Below are 16,489 nucleotides of genomic sequence, written 5' to 3' on the forward strand. Positions count from 1 at the left end.
CGGAGGATTGGCTGAGTGGTCGAAAGCGGCGGTTTTGAAAACCGTTGAGCGCGAGCTCCGCAGGTTCGAATCCTGTGTCCTCCGCCACTTTTTTTCTTAGTGGAGAAGTGGGAGAGTGGCCGAATCCAGCACCTTGCTAAGGTGTCGTACCTCCGGGTACCGCGAGTTCAAATCTCGCCTTCTCCGCCATTTTGAATCAAATAATTCTTTTATTAAATCCAACATCAAATTGATCACAAAAAAACTGGCGCTAACGCTTGTTTTTTTCTTATGCATATTAAGCAGACTCAACGTCACTGTGCTCACGCACGTGCCGCAGGTCAGTCTCCGCCATTTTAAAATTCCCAATTAAATGTCAGATCGCAAATGCGGTCTTTTTTTGTACCTAAATTTCACCTTAGGCCATATTTACCCCTCAAATACATTGCCCCTATAGACATGCGATAATAGTTTTATGAAAACTCAACTACTACTAGCTGCACTTACAATTATTATTTCTCTTTCAACTTTTGCTCAAGGCCGAAGTTTTGGTGGCTTTAAGAGCGGTAATTTAGAAATTGAGCCTGTCGTAGGGTATGAGCGTGTACAAAAGATACTTCCAACTCCACATACGTCTAGTCGTCTCTTTTACGGCCTAAGAGCAAACTATGGCCCAAAGTACTTATCACTTGAGGCAGAGGTGACACAGGCAAAGGAAGACGAGTCATTTGATACTGGTGTTGATATTAGCGATGATTCAACAAATTATATGCTTGGGCTTAGAAGTTCATTTAACCTTGGCCGAGCTCTAAATTGGTATTTAAGGGCCGGAGCACATGCACGTGATAGTAAGTATGAAAGAACTGAAGCAGGGGTAACAACTACAGTTGAGCCCGCTACATACGTCAATCCATATGCGGGAACAGGTCTTGCAATTAATCTTATGAATGTATTCACGTTAAATGCTGGAATGAATGTTATCTTCACTGATGATGAACATGAGTATCAGTCATCTTTAGGCTTTGGAATTCGCATCTAAGTATCCGACTTAAACATTTGATTTGTTAACTCTTTGTTAGATGGGTTTACATCCGCACTAGTCATTTTTAAAATTTTACATGCTAACAAAGGATGTAAAATGAAAATTATCACAACGCTACTTCTAGCGCTCTTTCTCGTTTCATGTGCAACAAGTACTGAAAGTAAATTAAGCTTTGATGCTGAATTATCCCAATTTAAATATCCCTTTCCTGTAAAAACATATGAGCTTTCTTCACAAAGACAGAAGTTAAAAATGCGTTATATGGATATTGGTCAATCAAAACATAAGGTAGCTGTTCTTCTTCACGGTAAAAACTTTGCAGGGTTTTATTGGGAACGAGTGGCCAATGATCTTGTGAAAAAAGGTTACCGAGTTATTATTCCTGACCAAATTGGCTTTGGTAAAAGTTCTAAGCCAAAAAATTATAGTTATAGTTTTCCTCAGCTAGCTAAGAATACCCACGATCTCTTGAAGTCAATTGGCGTTAAAAAGTATACTGTTGTCGGTCACTCAATGGGGGGAATGCTTGCTGTTAATATGGGGGCCATGTACCGAGACATTAAAAAAGTCGTACTTGTTAATCCAATTGGCCTAGAAGCGTACTTGGACTATGCTGAATATAAAGATCCGGAGTTTTTCTATAATATTGAAAAAAACAAAACGGTTGATGGTGCCAGAAATTATCAAAGAAAGAATTACTATGATGGCGCATGGGCCGATTCATATGAGGAGCTTCTGACGCCTTTTAAAGGCTGGTTAAATGGCCCAGATTACGAAGATGTTGCTTGGAATGCGGCCTTAACTTATGGCCCAATTTTTAACGATAATATTGTCGTTAAGATCCCAAAGATTAAGGCCAAGACAGTTTTAATTTTAGGGACTCGGGATCGAACAGGACCAGGACGTGGCTGGAAGAAAAAGGGTGTAAAAAGAAAGTTAGGTCAATATCAGAATTTAGGTAAGGACTTAAAAAAGAAAAACCCTAAACTTAAGCTAATTGAATTAGATGGTTTAGGGCATATGCCTCAATTTGAAAATTACTCAAGATTTGCAAAAGTATTTTATCCTGAGTTTTAACTCCAATTAGGCAGCGAACTTAGTTGTTCGCTGCTTCTTTGCATGATCTGCATACTTAGTGTCAATTCCCATAATATGCGTAAATAACCAGTTCTTTAAAAAGCTCGCTAGCTTATCTTTTTCAAGTGTTCCGTTATGAAGTTGTTGTTCAAAGCGTGCAACTGCAGATAAAAGCTTTTCGTGAACTCTCTTATGTGACTCATAAGAAGGATAGTTAATGCTTAACATATACTCTTCTTCTTCATCAAAATGAAACACTGTATATTCTTTTAGTGCTTGGAAAGACTCTTTCATTCCTTTTCCAACATTCATTGCATTGATAAGAGCATTAATTTTACGAAGTAGTTCTTGGTGTTCACCATCTACTTTTGAAATACCAATATTGTACTTATCTTCCCATGGGATTAATTCAATATTTTCGTTAATTCTAATATTCTGAGATTCTTTTGTATGATTGATTGATCCAGAAAGCTCACTTAGGTACTGACTAATTGTATTTGCTAGATTAAGCGTTTGAGAAACAACTAGGGTACTTCTTTGCGTGGAATTGTTAATAGCATGAATTGCATCACGTAGCTCAATGACACCATTTTCTTGTTCCTTGGCAGCAACTGTTACTTCTTGAATCTGCTCGTTCATCTTAACTGTTTCATCATTAGTCTGATTAAAGCTATGTCTAAATTCTTGAAGAGTACTATCACAAGACTCAGCAGTGTGGTCTAGTCTCTCGTTTAGATTCTTACTATTTTCTTGAATATTCGATATAAGAGTATTTAGTTTTAATTGTGCTTCATGAAGTGTGGCATTGATGGCCTCTGCACTCTCTCCACTTGTTGATGCTAGTTTCCCAATTTCTTCAGCGACAACTGAGAATCCCTTTCCATGCTCTCCGGCACGAGCTGCTTCAACTGAAGCGTTGAAAGAAAGAAGCTTCGTTTGGAAAACAATGTCGTTAATAAGCATTGCTTTGGATTCAACATCAGTAAATGTCGATAAGAAACCATTAAGGTTAACAACAATATCACTTAGTGATTCAGTGATATCACGACTTGTTGTTAAGCTCGATTGGATATTCTTTTCAAGTTTTGCTAATGAGTGGTCACTTCTACTAATAAGCCCGTTGATCTCTTTAATATTTGCTTCAAATGAGTCAATCGATCCAGTAGTCTTAGTAATCATGGCACTAATTTCATCACTCGTGGCACTTGTTTGAATAACAGCACTTGCTTGCTCTTCGGTGCTTTCATCGAGTTGTTCACAAGATTCAAAAAACTGAGCGTTTGTTCCAACAATATTTCGTTGAAGGTAATCTAGTTTTTGTACAAAAGATTGAAGATTAACTCGATGGCTTCTTCTCTCCTTTACAGCAAAAAATGTAACAGGAATTAGTGCGCTAAAGAAAGCAAGTCCTTGAGTAAGACTTATCTGACTGTAGTAGATGCAAAGCCCTGTGATAGTGGTCGATAAAAATAATGGAGTGAATATATAGCTTAAATTTTTCATGCACCCATTATCGGATGAATATCATGTTTCTAGAGCGGAATTTTCATGACAAAGGTCAGGAAAGAAGATTTTTCCACTATAGAGATTATTGAAATCATTGAGTTTTTCAATTTTTTTAATTGAAACCTTCGGGGATTCTATAGATCCTGTTGAATATAGGCTCCTATATAATTACTTCCACCTTTGATTCGACCAAACATTGAAGACGATTCAAAAATAGCTGAGCGGTGGTGGATCATAAGTCCCAGCCACGTGTGCTTAAGTCCTGCCTTTTCTAAGCTAAAATCGATAGAAAAGTCTAAGTAATTCATGAACTTACTACTGCGATATCCTTTTCCAGAAATATCAAATTCTTCGATATAAGTGATTTGGTCGGCATAAGAAATGCCTTCAGCAAGACCAAGTCTCCACTGAATAGGCCAGTGAAATGGAATAAAGATCTTAACGGCCAGTGCAAACTCATTACTTCTTTCTTGGACGTCACTTTTAAGATGTCCAACATATTGAGGCAGTAGATAGACTGGAATATCAGCTCCTAGGAATTGATCGGCCATTGGAATACCATAAGCAAAAGAAACCATGTCATTCTTATACTTATCAGTTGCTGTGTGAAAAGAGAGGATATCACTCAAGTTTGATGGTGTGGCCATCGCATAGGCTGCCCTAATAAAAGTTTTCGACTTAAGTTTTGTACGCTTTGTAATCTCGTGTCCATTCATATGGATTAGGTGTGGATCCATGAAGCCAATACCTAAGAACGTCTCTGTATTTACCTGGTTGCGAATTGTAGGAGCGTCTGCCGTTTCATTATCCAAGGCACTTACTTTTACATGAGTCAGGATATTAAAATCTTTATGTACTCTTATGGCAGCCTTGACTCCGGCACCAACTTCATAGCCTGGGCCAGGTGTTGATACATCTAGGCCATAATACTTGTTATTAAACTCTGCACTTCTAAAAGTTGCATAGGCATAAGGGCGAAAGAAAACCTTTTTCCACACAAGGTCAGCTTCAGTCCTTAGTGTGAAATAGCTTCTTGTTGAATGATCAGCAAGAATTTGCGCACTCGTTCTCCACATTTTCGAGTGGATGTATTGTGCTTCAAAACCATAGTCGAAGCCAGCTCCACGAACTGTGTTTTGCGTATCTTTAGGAATATCAAAGAAGCGATACTTTGACATAAGGTTGATATTTAATTTTTTGATTGGTCTATAAAAAGTGAAGTGTGCCGATAGGCCATCGAGCTGGAAGTCTCCACGCTTATAAAAGAAGAGAGGAATAATATCAGAAACTTTCTTATCTTTTACTTTGAATGGAATATCTGCATTACGATAACCAAATCCAATACCCCAGTATTCTGGTTTATAGTTACTGGCAAAAGTAAGTGTAGAGAGTAAAATTGTCGCTAATATTTTTTTCATTATAACCAATCTGTAAATGCGACACCGAGTCCTACTCGAGTCATATTATAATCGTAATCAATCATCGTTTCACCATAGCCAGTGAAAACTTGAAGATAACCTTTTAAACGTGTTTCCGGCAAAGGAAAAGACCAATTAACTTCAAGAGCACCCTTGTTATCTTTCTTTAAATTATTTCTTAGCATCCAAGAAAGTGTATGCCCGTTGATTTTATGGATACCTGTTAGTTCAAAATAGCCAAGATAGTCAGTAATGTCGGGATTGTCATCTCCCGTATAATCAGTCGGGCCATCCTTAGCTTCTTCACTTATACGATACCAAACCTTGAGCATGAATAATGTTTTTTGCCACTCGAAGAATGTCGTTGCAAAGACTCTATTCCAGCTACGTGACAAGGGTAAGTCACGACCATTTGACTGGTGAACAAATCCAAAATGGTAATAGTTTTTAAAAATACGCCAGTCTTCATTAAACGGCTCAAAAGAGATAAATAACTCCGGCTCGTAATTGGTATCTCTAAATGCCGCCGAGTTTTTCTTATTGTAAAGTTGCCATAATGACTTTTGAGTATAGGCAAAATTCAAGTCAGTCTTAGACCCAAAGATATGAGACAAAACTGTGAACTTGAAACTAAGCTGAAATTTAGTTTCGATATTCTTAAGCTCATCGTCTGAAGGGTAGGGTGCTTCATTAGGATCGTGCATATAGGTAATTGGCAAAATATAATTAGGCCTATGTGCAGTAACCAGGGAAGAGGTACTGTTTGAATGATTATCCTCTTTGATTCTTTGATCGAGGGATTTTTGTAGCTCACTACTTTCACTGGCAAGAGTTAGCAGGGGAAGAGTCAGTAATATAAGTAAAAATTTGTTCATGTATTAAACTGGTAAATAATTAATAAATTGAGCCTATTGTCCAATTTTTTAGGGCCCTCTGACAAATATTTCCTTGAATGCAAGAACGCATTGACAATATGAGCAGTTAGGGGCTATAAATAACTCCTACATGCGCACTCGTAGCTCAGCTGGATAGAGTGTCTGACTACGGATCAGAAGGTCGCAGGTTCGACTCCTGCCGAGTGCGCCATGTTTCTTAAGCACCTGTTTTTACAAGCCTATGTCAAATCACGAACAAAGATTTAATGGAATAGCGGCCCTTCTTGGAGCTGAGGCTTTCACTGTAATTAAAGATTCACATTTTATGATTATTGGCCTTGGTGGTGTTGGAACTTGGTGTGTTGAATCGATTGCTCGTCTCGGAGTTAATAAAATCACTTTAGTTGATCTCGATGATATTTGTGTTTCAAATACTAATCGCCAACTACATGCTCACGATGGAAATTATGGAAAGATGAAGGCCGATGCTCTTAAAGAGAGGATCGCGACAATTAATCCTGACTGTGAAGTTGTCTGTCATTATTGTTTTTTTAATGAAAAGAATATGGATAAGATATTTGCTGAGCAGCCTTCGATTATCATCGATACTATTGATGCGCCCCGTGAGAAGGCGATATTAATTAATGAGTGTTATAAGCGTGAAGTTAAAATTGTAAGTTCTGGAGCAATTGGTGGAAAAGTTGATCCTACAATGATCACTGTTGCAGAATTATCTAAGACGAAACAAGATATGCTTTATCGTAAGGTGAGACAAGAGCTTAAAAAGAAGCACCTTTACCCTCTTGGCCGTTCAAAGGCCAAGGTTCAATGTGTCTATTCCCCTGAGCCATCAAAGAAGATTAAAAAGTGCGAAATTGATAATACTTCGAAAGCACTTAAGCTAGATTGTGATGGTGGGCTAGGTACTGCTACATACATGACAGGAACAGTAGGCTTCTTGCTAAGTCATGTTGCTGTTAAGGAATTATTAAAATAATTTTTCATTGATTATATCTCAACGTAAAGTAAAATTAGTTGACTTGGAAAAGTCCGCTAAGATTATTTTTTTAGGAGATATCATGACAAAGTTTTTCTCATTTTTTCTAATATCAATTGCGTTGATTTCTTGTGCTTCTGGAAAGAAGGCAAGAGAGTTTGAAATTGATTATAAAATCTTAAATGCTTCAAATAAAATTGAGCCTGATTGGTTAGAAAGCGTTGATAACTACAAGGGTGATAAAGACTATCACTACTTCCTATCACAATCTGAAAACAGAAATAGAAGACTTTGTGTTAAGTCTGCTACGGCCAGATCAACTGCAGTTATTGCTTCTGAAATCTCTCAGGAGATTGCAAATGATTACACTGAAGTAACGAATCTTGATGAGGACTCACAAGAAATTAAAACATTTTCAGAAACTCTAACTCAATCAATTAGAACAAAAGTTTCTGGGGTTCGTGTAAAAGAACAGTACTGGGAAAAAAGACAAAAAATGAAAGATGAAAAGCTTATTGGTGATCCATACTACACTTGCTATTCGTTAGTAGGTATTAAAGAAGACACTCTACAAAGAGCAATTCGATATGCACAAGAAAAAGCAATTGCTGTTGCTAAAGATTCACACAAAGAAGAGCTGAGACAAAAATTTGAAGATTAAGATCCTACTTATTTCACTTTTGAGTCTTTATTCGTTTGGACAAATAAAATCATGTCCTAAGGATTTTCTATGTGCAAAGACTTGTAGCCTAAGTGAGAAAGAGGCGACTGAGGATGCACGAGTAGAAATAGCCAAGAACTTTCAGGTTAAAGTAAAAGCAAAATTTATTTCGATTGAAAGCTCTAATGGTAAATTAGATGAAGGCGAGTATTCTGATTTTGTCAGCGAAGAAGTTTCTGAAAACTTATTTGGCGTTGAAATGATTGAGTCATTTGTTGATGAGGAATCATACTACTGTGTCTTAATGGGGCTTAATACCAAAAAGTTCATGACTAAATTGAAAAGTGATATTTCTGGATTAAAGAAAGAAAATGAAGACTTATATAAGACTGGTTATAATTTAGTTCTTTCTAAAATTAGGGCCAATAATAGTGTTATTAAAAAGTTAGAGCTATATATGATGACTTTGGCAGATAATTATAAGTCTAAAGTTAAAAAGTATGAAGCACGTTCTAAAAAGGAAATTACATTACACGTTTATTCACAACCTAAGTTTGAAATCGTTGATAAGCTGTTAATAAGTGAGCTTAATAAGAATAATGTATTTTCAGGAAAGAGTGAGGAACGCTTAAATATTGCAATTGCATTAATCGACGAGTTTTTAAACGTTGATGGTTTTGTAAAAAAGACGTTGGAGATTAATTTTAATAAGAAGAAATTGAATATTACAAAAAGGTATACACAAACAGGTCGTTCAGAAAAGGCCATCATTGAAGAAGTTGTTGATGAGTTGATGGATGATTTACCTGATATTTTTGTTGATTTAAAAATTTAATGGAGGATATATGAAAAAGATTTTAGCTCTTACTGTGCTTTTTACATTAGTTTCATGTGGGGGATTTCAAGCTGAGCGTGTTTCGGGTGACACATCAGATGAGAAGTCATTAGAAATTACTGATGCATGGGTTACGCGTGATACTGAAAATTCAGTTGAAACAGTGATTCAAAAAATGAAACAACATAAAGGATTTAAAAATTATCTACTTAAGTTAGGTAGACGCCCAAAAGTATTTGTTGCTGAATTTAGTAATCAAACGGCCGAGCCATATTTTCCGTCAGATGATATTTCTGATGAATTCTTAACTCAATTAAGTGAGTCTGGAGAATATATTTTAATCGATGCTTCTGCTCGTGAGGCCCTGTTAAAAGAAATTCAATATCAAAACGATGGGATGGTTAGTCCTGCTGAAGCAAAGAAAATTGGAAATGCTGCAGGTGCAGATATAATGATCTTTGGTAATGTAAGAATGCAGCCACGTTCAAGAAGTGGAAAAACATTAAAAGAATACACAATGAATATTCGCATGACGGACATTTCTAGAGGTGTCGAAGTTATGAGAACAAGAACACGTGTAAATAAGTATTCTGAAAAATCGAAAGTAGGTTGGTAATTAGTTGAATATTACTAATTTAAAAAAGATTTTAACACATTCATTCCTTATCATTCTTGTCTCATGTGCAGCCAGGAAAGTAAGGGATGAAGGTGACCTCATTTCATCTTTATATAAAAGTAACGACTACAAAAGTGTTGTTGAAAAAATTAATAAAGGTGAAGTCTATAAGCGAGAGGAAGATCGCTTCCTAAAGCAAGCTGAACTCGGTATTGCTTATTTTAATTTAAAAGACTATGACAATGCTCTTTTGTATCTTAACAATGCTAAAGAGATCGCAAATGAATTGTATAAGATTAGTATCTCCAATAAAGTAGAGTCCCTTTTTATTGGAGAGGCAACTGACATCTATTATCCAAATCAATTTGAACAGGCCAATATACGATTTTATGAAATTCTTGCTCACTATATGAAGAGCAAAGAAGTTACTTCGGATAAGCAAAAGAGATTTCATCAACAGGCAATGGTATCAACTCTAAGAGATTGGAGTGCTTATATCGAAAACTTTAAGGCCCAAAATAGAGGACGTGCAATCTATAAGGGATCAACCTTTATTGATCTGATGGGAATTGTCGTTCATGATACTTATGGTAGGGCCAAGGATCGTTCGATTGTTAATAATTTTAAAAAAATAGGAAAAAGAGATCTTATTCAGCAAATGGGACTATATCCTAGTTACAATTCATCACATAAAAAATATCAAGAAGATTATAAAAAACTCCACTTAATGAGTCAGGGTGAGCTTTCAAAGTATATAACAGAAACTGAGACTTATAAGAGCACATACGATTTCTTTAATAATAGAAAATCATTCAATACATATATCATTATTTTAAATGGCCACGTCATTAAGAAAACGGCCAAAGTCTACGACTTTCCACTGGGCCTTCCTGTGGGAGTTTATATTTCAAATGACGAGGGGATGGATGATTTTGTAACATTCTCTTTGAAAATGCTCGCTCTTACCAGAGGTGCTGAACCAAAGATTTACTTTGAGTTACCAAAAATTGATTCAACGACAGTATCGACTCCTAAAAAGATCATAATTAAAAATGCTAAAGGAGAGGAGCAAGAAAGCGGTTCCTCTGTACTTATGACCAATACTTCTGAAGTCTTAAGTAGTTCTTTAAAAAATGATGTCTCACTTTTAGAAGCAAAAGTAGGGGCAAGGCTTGCGGCTAAGCATATTGCTCTTTTAACTTCTGCCTATCAGACTTATCGTAGTCTCTACAATAATGGCAGCCTGATTGCTTATCTCTCTGCAAGTGCTGCTTACGCTGCTGGAAACCGAGCAATTCAAGAATCAGAATTAGCTGACCTACGATCTTGGTATGGTATTTATGACCATATCCATCTTTATCCGGTTAACCTTAAGCCTGGTGAGTATGAGTTAACAATAGATGATAAAAAATATAAATTTACTCGTGAAGAGGGCGCTAAGCAAATAGTTCCACTAATTATCAAATAATCCTATTTTGATAAAATAGAATAATGTTAATCAGTATCAGTAAACTATCAATTAAGAGTGACTTCAATAAAGTTCAAGCATTGTTTTCGCTACATATGTTCTTGTTCTTCTTGGCCAAGGGTTATGAGTTCTTTAAGTTTCAATTTAACTTTATCGCACTTTTTGGAATTATCTTTTCCGTAATCCTTTATCGACTCTATTATCGAATGCAAAAAAATGTTCACTATTCTTTTTGGACTTTAAGTGTCGTCGTTGCACTCTTTGTTATTTTTTATATCTTGAGGTCCTTGTATTACTATAATGACTTCTCATTATTTTTTCTCTACACAATGTCTCTCATGTTACTTGGTGTCCTTTGTTTCTCTTTGTATACACCTGTTTTCTATCCTGTCATAAGTTGGTGGGAATATGACTTTAGGTACCGCAACGACTTAAAGACGTGTGTTTACTCGGAAGGTCTTGATGGAGTGGAGGGAAGATTAGTTGATCTACGTCGTAAGGCTGGTGGCCTTACTTTGTTCGATGATTTGAAGATTGGTCAAAAGCTAGAAATTGAGCCTCTAACTGCAAGCATTGATGGACGCCTGAGTGTTGAAGTGGTATCTAAAAGACAGCATTCGATAGGACGACCTTTTACATACGGTGTAAGATTTCACAACACTGATGAAACTTCTCGTCGTCGTTATGGTGAATTAGAAAAGTATTGGAATTTTGAGCGTAAGGCCAAAAAAGATAAAAAATTTAAATCATGAGTATTAAATCACACATTTGGAATATGAACCTGGCCCTTAAAGAAGCGGAGCTTGCTTTTAAGGCGGGAGAGGTTCCTGTTGGAGCAATCATTGTTGACGAAAATGATAACGTGATAGCTCGTGCTCATAATTTAAAAGAACATCAAAAAGATACGACGGCCCATGCCGAAATTCTCGCTATCAGAGAAGCGAGTGAAAAACTTGGGGATTGGCGACTTCTTAATTGCACAATCTATATTACGCTTGAGCCTTGTCCAATGTGCTTATATGCAATTTTGCAGGCACGTTTTAAAAATGTTGTCTTTGGTGCCTATGATCAGAAGGCGGGATCAGTTTCACTTGGTTATAGTTTTCAAAAAGATAAGCGCTTCAATCATAAATTTTCTATCATTGGTGGCGTTGAGCACTTTAAGTGCTCGAAAGTATTATCAGATTTCTTCAAATTGCGTCGAAAAACTTATCGAAAGCGTCAAAGTTAAATCTCTAGTGTTTACATTCTGACGATATTTATCGAACATAAATACATGTTTAAATTTATCTTATCGGCAACATTCGCATTATCTTGTATGGCCAATTCTATGTTTTTTGAAGTTGATTCCATCAGCTTAAATAGAGAATTAGGAAGTGACTTTCTTGGTGGCGTTGCCCATGCCAGAGATGTGTATATAAAATACGATGCCGTTGAGTTTGATTTAACTGAGAATGGTGAATTATTTCTTGTTAATACTTTCTTATTTAATAATCGTATTAATTTTCAAAAAGATAATTTAAATCTTACAACTCATCTTCCACAGTTCACTGAAATTGATCTACTTAATATGATTTATGCAAAAGAAGCTAAAATCGAATTTGCAGAGACTGGTTTTTTTGCAAATGGGCCACAACTTAGTATTGGCGCAGAACAATTTCTTTTTGATATCAAAGATGTTGATATTAAATGTCAAAGTGATGAGTTTACATTTAACTTAGATGAAATTTGTTTGAAGGATATGCACATTAAGCCACTTGAGGGCAAAGAATTCGCAATTGTAGAAATTAAACAAAGTGGTGCGAGTCAATCTAATGTAAATATTCGTGGAAAGGAAGTTGCCTTTAAAGAAGATTCAATAATCATCGATGCTCAAAGCGCTTCTGGTAACCTTCTCAATAGTTCGATTAACTTTAAGAATATTAATATTGATTGTTATAAAGACCCAAATTTAAGTGCTTTTAATCTTGATCTAATCTTCGCTGGTTGTTTAGAAGAGTCTCGAATTGCAGGAAAAGAGATTAAGTTACTTAGAGAAGGGATGCCATTTAATGTTTTTGACGGACAAGTTTATTTTGAAAAACAGCACCTTGGTCTGATTGCTAATCAACTAGAGGCCCAAACTAAAAAAGGTGAATTTACTTTCACTAAGATTGAGGCACGTTGTGTAAAAATAGATCCGTCTGATAAGGAAGTGGATGCTGTTTCAATTTATGAAGGATGCCTTAGAAGATCTGATTTTAGTATTCAAAAGATTAGTGAAGATAAGAAAGAGTCAGATAAGAATCGTATTCGTGATCTAAAAATTACTGTTGCTGATGGCCACTTTAATATGACGGCCAAGCTAAAGTCTCTATTCACTTTCAAATTTAAGGCCGCTGGAAAACTCGATGTTCATCCAGAGCAGCGTGAAGTGAGAATTAAAGTTAACCGAGCACGAGTTGCAGGTATGACAGCAACAAAATTCGTTTTGAAATTTGTGATGAAGTTCATCAATTCCGACTCGGTGTGTCTCAAAGGTGAGACGATTATCATTAAATACTAGCTTTCATTGACATCATACTAAGATAAATATTATATTCATGTTCGGTAGCCGGTCAGACAAATGTAGCGGAGCTAACTCCGCCAGGTCGGGAACGAAGCAACGGTAACTTTTGTTGCATTGTGTTTGTATCGGCTGCCCCTTTCCAATACCTATAATTTTTCCTATAGTTAACAAGTAAAATTTTAAAATCATATAAAGTGATGGTGCTTAATGTCATATCAGGTCTTGGCCAGAAAATATCGTCCTGCAAAATTTCAAGATTTTGTTGGGCAAGAACATATCGTTAAAACTTTAGTTAACTCACTGAGAGAAGACCGACTAGGTCATGCCTATATCTTTTCTGGCACACGTGGGATTGGTAAGACAACGATAGCTAGAATTTTTGCAAAAGCACTAAGATGTGAAACTCGTGATGAGAATCAAAACCCATGTGGTGAATGTAGTGCATGTCAGGACTTTGATTCTGCGGCTTCAATGAATGTCGTTGAAATCGATGGTGCATCTAATAATAGTGTTGATGATGTAAGAGAGCTAATTAGTAATATTTCTTATCTACCATCTAGTGGTAAGTATAAAGTTTATATTATTGATGAAGTTCACATGCTTTCTAATAGTGCTTTCAATGCCCTTTTAAAAACATTAGAAGAACCTCCAGAGCATGCCGTATTTTTAATGGCGACAACTGAGCCGGAAAAACTACTTGGAACAGTTCTTTCGAGATGTCAGCGTTTCGACTTTGTTAATGCAACAGTTGAAGAGCTTAAGTCTCATATTATTCACATTGCACAGCTTGAAGATATTACTTTTGCTAACTCAGAGTTAATTGAAACTCTAGCTAAGCTTGGTAATGGATCTTTTAGAGATACGCTTTCTTTATTTGATCAGGTTTTAAGTTTTTCTTTTGGACAAGAAATTACAGAGGATATCTTTGCTCAGGCCCTTGGGATCGCAAAGCTTAGCTCAATTAAAACATTAATTGATTCAACTCTTTCTGAAAATATTGAAGAGCTGACTAATACTTTTAGTGCTCTCATTTCACAAAATATCTCTCTACAAAATATTGTAAAGTCTTTACTTGAAAATCTATTTTCAATTGTTATTGCAAAAGATTTCAACGATAAGTCGAGAGTTCTTTCAAAAGTGGACGGTGATATATTTGATCGTACAACACGTGCAGAACTTTACTGGGTATATGAAACACTCGCTAAGGATTTTACGTGGACGCTTGAGTCAATTATTCCGACGGATGCAACACTCTTAGCAATGAGAAAGGTAGCATTAAGACATCAGATAATTGCAGACACTCAGGTGGAGGATAGTGCGGGAAAGCCTGAGGCCCAAGTTGTGGCCAAGACTGAAGAAGTAACGACTGAAGAAGTTCAACCGCAACCTCAAATACAAGCACAACCAGAATTAGAAGTTACTCCTAGTCCTGTTGCTGAAGAGCCAATACAAGAAGAGGCCGTAAAGCCTCATAAAATTATTTTTGATGATCCTATAGAACCACCAAAAGAATCTAGTGAAGATTCTGATGGAGAAACACAAGATGTTGAGTCAATTAAAGCGGAATCCACTGAGGAAGAAGTTGTTATTGAGGGCCCTAAGTCTTGGGATGGTTTTCTTCAGTTCTTAGCAAAGACTTCACCTGTTATGGGTGCAAATATGGAGCAAGGGAATTTAATTGGTGATCTAGTTGTTCAACTAGACAAGGTATCCCTTCTTATCGGTTATCCTACTGGTGCAAAAGTTTTCTTTGATCATATGAATAATCAGGAAACACTTGAGAAGGTAAGAGAGCATCTTAGAAAATATTTTCAAGTGCAAGAGATTGATCTATCAATCGAGCTAGTCGAAAAAAAGAAAGCAGAAGAAACAGATTTTAAATCGAAATTTGAAATTAATATAGAGAATGAAAATATTGAAAAACAAAATCAAAGAAAGGAAATTGAAGGTGATGAAATGCTTCAATTGGCCAGTTCAATATTTAACTCTAAGGTTGATAAAATTATCTTAAATGAAGATGAATAAAATTGGAGAATAAAATGGCAAAGGGAATGCAAGGCCTAATGAAACAGGCACAACAAATGCAGCAAAAAATTAGCACACTTCAAAAAGAACTTGAAAAGCGTGAGCTAGAGGTTTCTTCAGGTGGTGGTGCTATTAAAATCACAATTACTGGTAAGCAAGAAATTCAAGCTATCAAGATTGATCCTGAAGCAGTAGATCCAACTGATGTTGAAACTCTTGAAGATCTTGTTTTAACTGCAGTAAATCAGGCAATTAAAGAATCTCAAGATATGGTTTCAAATGCGATGAGCAAAGTTACTGGTGGACTAAATATTCCAGGACTTTTCTAAGGCTAAAACTTAATGAAACTACCTGAAAGAATTAATAATCTTGTTGATTCATTTTCTAAAGTGCCTGGCATTGGAGAAAAGAGTGCGCTAAGACATGTTCTTAGCTTAGCAAAGTGGACTAAGGAAGAATTAGGAGACTTTGCTGTTGCTCTAAATGAATTAGCAGAATTAAAAAAATGTAATCAATGCGGTGTCTTTGCTGATGAAGATATCTGTGCTGTTTGTAGTGATATTCATCGTAAAGAATCAACTGAGATTTGTATTGTTGAATCAATTACTGATTACATGGCCATTGAAAGAAGTGGCCAATACAGAGGACTGTACCATGTACTAGGTGGAGTACTAAATCCACTTCTGGGTGTTGGTCCAGCGGAGTTGAATATTGATAAGCTTAAAAAGCGTGTTGATGAACTCGGTATTAAATCTGTAATCTTAGCTATTGGTCCATCTGTTGAGGGTGATGCGACTTGTAGTTATATTAAATCAGTTCTTTCAGATGAAGTTAACGTCGATCGAATTGGCTTTGGGATTCCTATGGGTGGGAATCTCGACTACTTAGATACAATGACAATATCTAAGGCATTAGAAAATAAAACCAAAATGTAAGGAAGGTTTATGGATAACATCGAAGTCGTTATTCAAGAGTTTTTTAGAGAGTATAGTGGATTAGATTCTCTAGTTAATAGTGGTTTAATTGTTTGTCGTCAGGACGGAATTCCACTGTATTCATTTAAAAGTGTTGAAACTGATTTCGATAGTGATACTGCTGGTGCCCTTATTGCAGGTGTATGGCAGGCAAGTTCAGTTCTTTCTCAATTTATCCCAGAAGAAACGCAAGATGAGTTTAGATTCAATTATGCAACTTCTTCAAAAGGGATTTATATTACAAAGCTCTCAGGATTCTTTGATGATATCTATCTAAGTCTTATCTATTTTGATGTGGATAATCCGGCAAAACTAAAGGCAAGAATTAGAAGTATTGAATCAAAGCTTCCAGAATTTATTGAAGCACATTTATCAGGGGATAGTGATCCAAACGAGGTCTTTCTATTCGATGATATAAGTGATAACGAAGTCGATGACCTCTTTGCAGGCGTTTTAGGATAACGGGGG

At 36.2% G+C, this 16,489-nt stretch carries 17 protein-coding genes, 3 tRNA genes and 1 other RNA gene; 18 read left to right on the plus strand and 3 right to left on the minus strand.

Annotated elements, in window-relative coordinates; translation table 11 throughout:
- Nucleotide 1: 1 nt before the first annotated feature.
- From ABMA72_RS09750 to ABMA72_RS09765, 4 genes are all read left to right on the plus strand, one after another.
- Nucleotides 2–87 (plus strand) — tRNA-Ser (locus tag ABMA72_RS09750).
- Between the two features lie 14 nt (nucleotides 88–101).
- Nucleotides 102–189: transfer RNA gene (locus tag ABMA72_RS09755), tRNA-Ser, on the plus strand.
- A gap of 265 nt (nucleotides 190–454) precedes the next feature.
- Entirely contained in the window at nucleotides 455–1,018 is a 564-nt protein-coding gene (locus ABMA72_RS09760) for an outer membrane beta-barrel protein (RefSeq protein ID WP_392861285.1), read from the plus strand.
- Nucleotides 1,019–1,117: 99 nt separating this feature from the next.
- The gene (locus ABMA72_RS09765; protein WP_392861283.1) at nucleotides 1,118–2,098 is read left to right on the plus strand and encodes an alpha/beta fold hydrolase; all 981 of its coding nucleotides are present in this window, start codon (nucleotides 1,118–1,120) and stop codon (nucleotides 2,096–2,098) included.
- Between the two features lie 6 nt (nucleotides 2,099–2,104).
- On the opposite strand, the gene ABMA72_RS09770 is transcribed toward ABMA72_RS09765, so the two are convergent.
- The 3 genes from ABMA72_RS09770 to ABMA72_RS09780 all read right to left on the minus strand — a co-directional run bounded on the left by ABMA72_RS09770 (nucleotide 2,105) and on the right by ABMA72_RS09780 (nucleotide 5,897).
- Nucleotides 2,105–3,601 carry a bacteriohemerythrin gene (locus tag ABMA72_RS09770; protein WP_392861281.1) on the minus strand — a complete coding sequence of 499 codons (1,497 nt, stop codon included), beginning with the start codon at nucleotides 3,599–3,601 and terminating at the stop codon, nucleotides 2,105–2,107.
- Nucleotides 3,602–3,738: 137 nt separating this feature from the next.
- A complete protein-coding gene (locus tag ABMA72_RS09775) occupies nucleotides 3,739–5,022 on the minus strand; it encodes a MipA/OmpV family protein (protein WP_392861279.1) in 1,284 nt (427 codons plus the stop codon).
- A complete protein-coding gene (locus ABMA72_RS09780; RefSeq protein WP_392861277.1) occupies nucleotides 5,022–5,897 on the minus strand; it encodes a phospholipase A in 876 nt (291 codons plus the stop codon). Before ABMA72_RS09780 ends, ABMA72_RS09775 begins: the two co-directional genes overlap by 1 nt.
- Before the next feature lie 134 nt (nucleotides 5,898–6,031).
- Here ABMA72_RS09780 and ABMA72_RS09785 point away from each other — a divergent pair.
- The 14 genes from ABMA72_RS09785 to ABMA72_RS09850 all read left to right on the plus strand — a co-directional run bounded on the left by ABMA72_RS09785 (nucleotide 6,032) and on the right by ABMA72_RS09850 (nucleotide 16,483).
- Nucleotides 6,032–6,108, plus strand: a tRNA-Arg gene (locus ABMA72_RS09785).
- A 30-nt stretch (nucleotides 6,109–6,138) separates the two neighbouring features.
- On the plus strand, nucleotides 6,139–6,894 hold the full coding sequence (locus ABMA72_RS09790) for a ThiF family adenylyltransferase (RefSeq protein ID WP_392861275.1): 756 nt from the start codon (nucleotides 6,139–6,141) through the stop codon (nucleotides 6,892–6,894).
- A gap of 82 nt (nucleotides 6,895–6,976) precedes the next feature.
- The gene (locus tag ABMA72_RS09795; protein ID WP_393056987.1) at nucleotides 6,977–7,555 is read left to right on the plus strand and encodes a hypothetical protein; all 579 of its coding nucleotides are present in this window, start codon (nucleotides 6,977–6,979) and stop codon (nucleotides 7,553–7,555) included.
- Nucleotides 7,545–8,390, plus strand: coding sequence for a hypothetical protein (locus ABMA72_RS09800; protein ID WP_392861273.1), 846 nt, complete (start codon nucleotides 7,545–7,547; stop codon nucleotides 8,388–8,390). The genes ABMA72_RS09795 and ABMA72_RS09800 overlap by 11 nt, the downstream gene beginning before the upstream one ends.
- A gap of 10 nt (nucleotides 8,391–8,400) precedes the next feature.
- Nucleotides 8,401–9,006 carry a CsgG/HfaB family protein gene (locus ABMA72_RS09805; RefSeq protein ID WP_392861271.1) on the plus strand — a complete coding sequence of 202 codons (606 nt, stop codon included), beginning with the start codon at nucleotides 8,401–8,403 and terminating at the stop codon, nucleotides 9,004–9,006.
- Nucleotides 9,007–9,010: 4 nt separating this feature from the next.
- Nucleotides 9,011–10,474, plus strand: a complete 1,464-nt coding sequence (locus ABMA72_RS09810; RefSeq protein ID WP_392861269.1) for a hypothetical protein — start codon at nucleotides 9,011–9,013, stop codon at nucleotides 10,472–10,474.
- A 23-nt stretch (nucleotides 10,475–10,497) separates the two neighbouring features.
- Complete coding sequence (locus ABMA72_RS09815; protein WP_392861267.1) at nucleotides 10,498–11,226, plus strand: PilZ domain-containing protein; 729 nt, start codon at nucleotides 10,498–10,500, stop codon at nucleotides 11,224–11,226.
- Nucleotides 11,223–11,705 (plus strand): nucleoside deaminase, encoded by a 483-nt coding sequence (locus tag ABMA72_RS09820; RefSeq protein ID WP_393056989.1) that lies wholly within the window; start codon nucleotides 11,223–11,225, stop codon nucleotides 11,703–11,705. The genes ABMA72_RS09815 and ABMA72_RS09820 overlap by 4 nt, the downstream gene beginning before the upstream one ends.
- Nucleotides 11,706–11,750: 45 nt before the next feature.
- On the plus strand, nucleotides 11,751–13,019 hold the full coding sequence (locus ABMA72_RS09825; RefSeq protein ID WP_393056991.1) for a hypothetical protein: 1,269 nt from the start codon (nucleotides 11,751–11,753) through the stop codon (nucleotides 13,017–13,019).
- 43 nt (nucleotides 13,020–13,062) lie between these two features.
- An RNA gene (ffs, locus tag ABMA72_RS09830) (signal recognition particle sRNA small type) lies at nucleotides 13,063–13,159 on the plus strand.
- A 70-nt stretch (nucleotides 13,160–13,229) separates the two neighbouring features.
- Nucleotides 13,230–15,047 (plus strand): DNA polymerase III subunit gamma/tau, encoded by a 1,818-nt coding sequence (gene dnaX / locus ABMA72_RS09835; RefSeq protein ID WP_392861263.1) that lies wholly within the window; start codon nucleotides 13,230–13,232, stop codon nucleotides 15,045–15,047.
- Between the two features lie 14 nt (nucleotides 15,048–15,061).
- Nucleotides 15,062–15,376, plus strand: coding sequence for a YbaB/EbfC family nucleoid-associated protein (locus ABMA72_RS09840; protein ID WP_392861262.1), 315 nt, complete (start codon nucleotides 15,062–15,064; stop codon nucleotides 15,374–15,376).
- Between the two features lie 12 nt (nucleotides 15,377–15,388).
- On the plus strand, nucleotides 15,389–15,982 hold the full coding sequence (recR, locus tag ABMA72_RS09845) for a recombination mediator RecR (protein WP_392861261.1): 594 nt from the start codon (nucleotides 15,389–15,391) through the stop codon (nucleotides 15,980–15,982).
- Nucleotides 15,983–15,991: 9 nt separating this feature from the next.
- A complete protein-coding gene (locus ABMA72_RS09850) occupies nucleotides 15,992–16,483 on the plus strand; it encodes a hypothetical protein (protein ID WP_392861259.1) in 492 nt (163 codons plus the stop codon).
- The last annotated feature ends 6 nt before the right edge of the window (nucleotides 16,484–16,489 follow it).

Origin of the sequence: Halobacteriovorax sp. CON-3 (genome assembly GCF_043196995.1) — a bacterium.
Lineage (GTDB): Bacteria > Bdellovibrionota > Bacteriovoracia > Bacteriovoracales > Bacteriovoracaceae > Halobacteriovorax_A.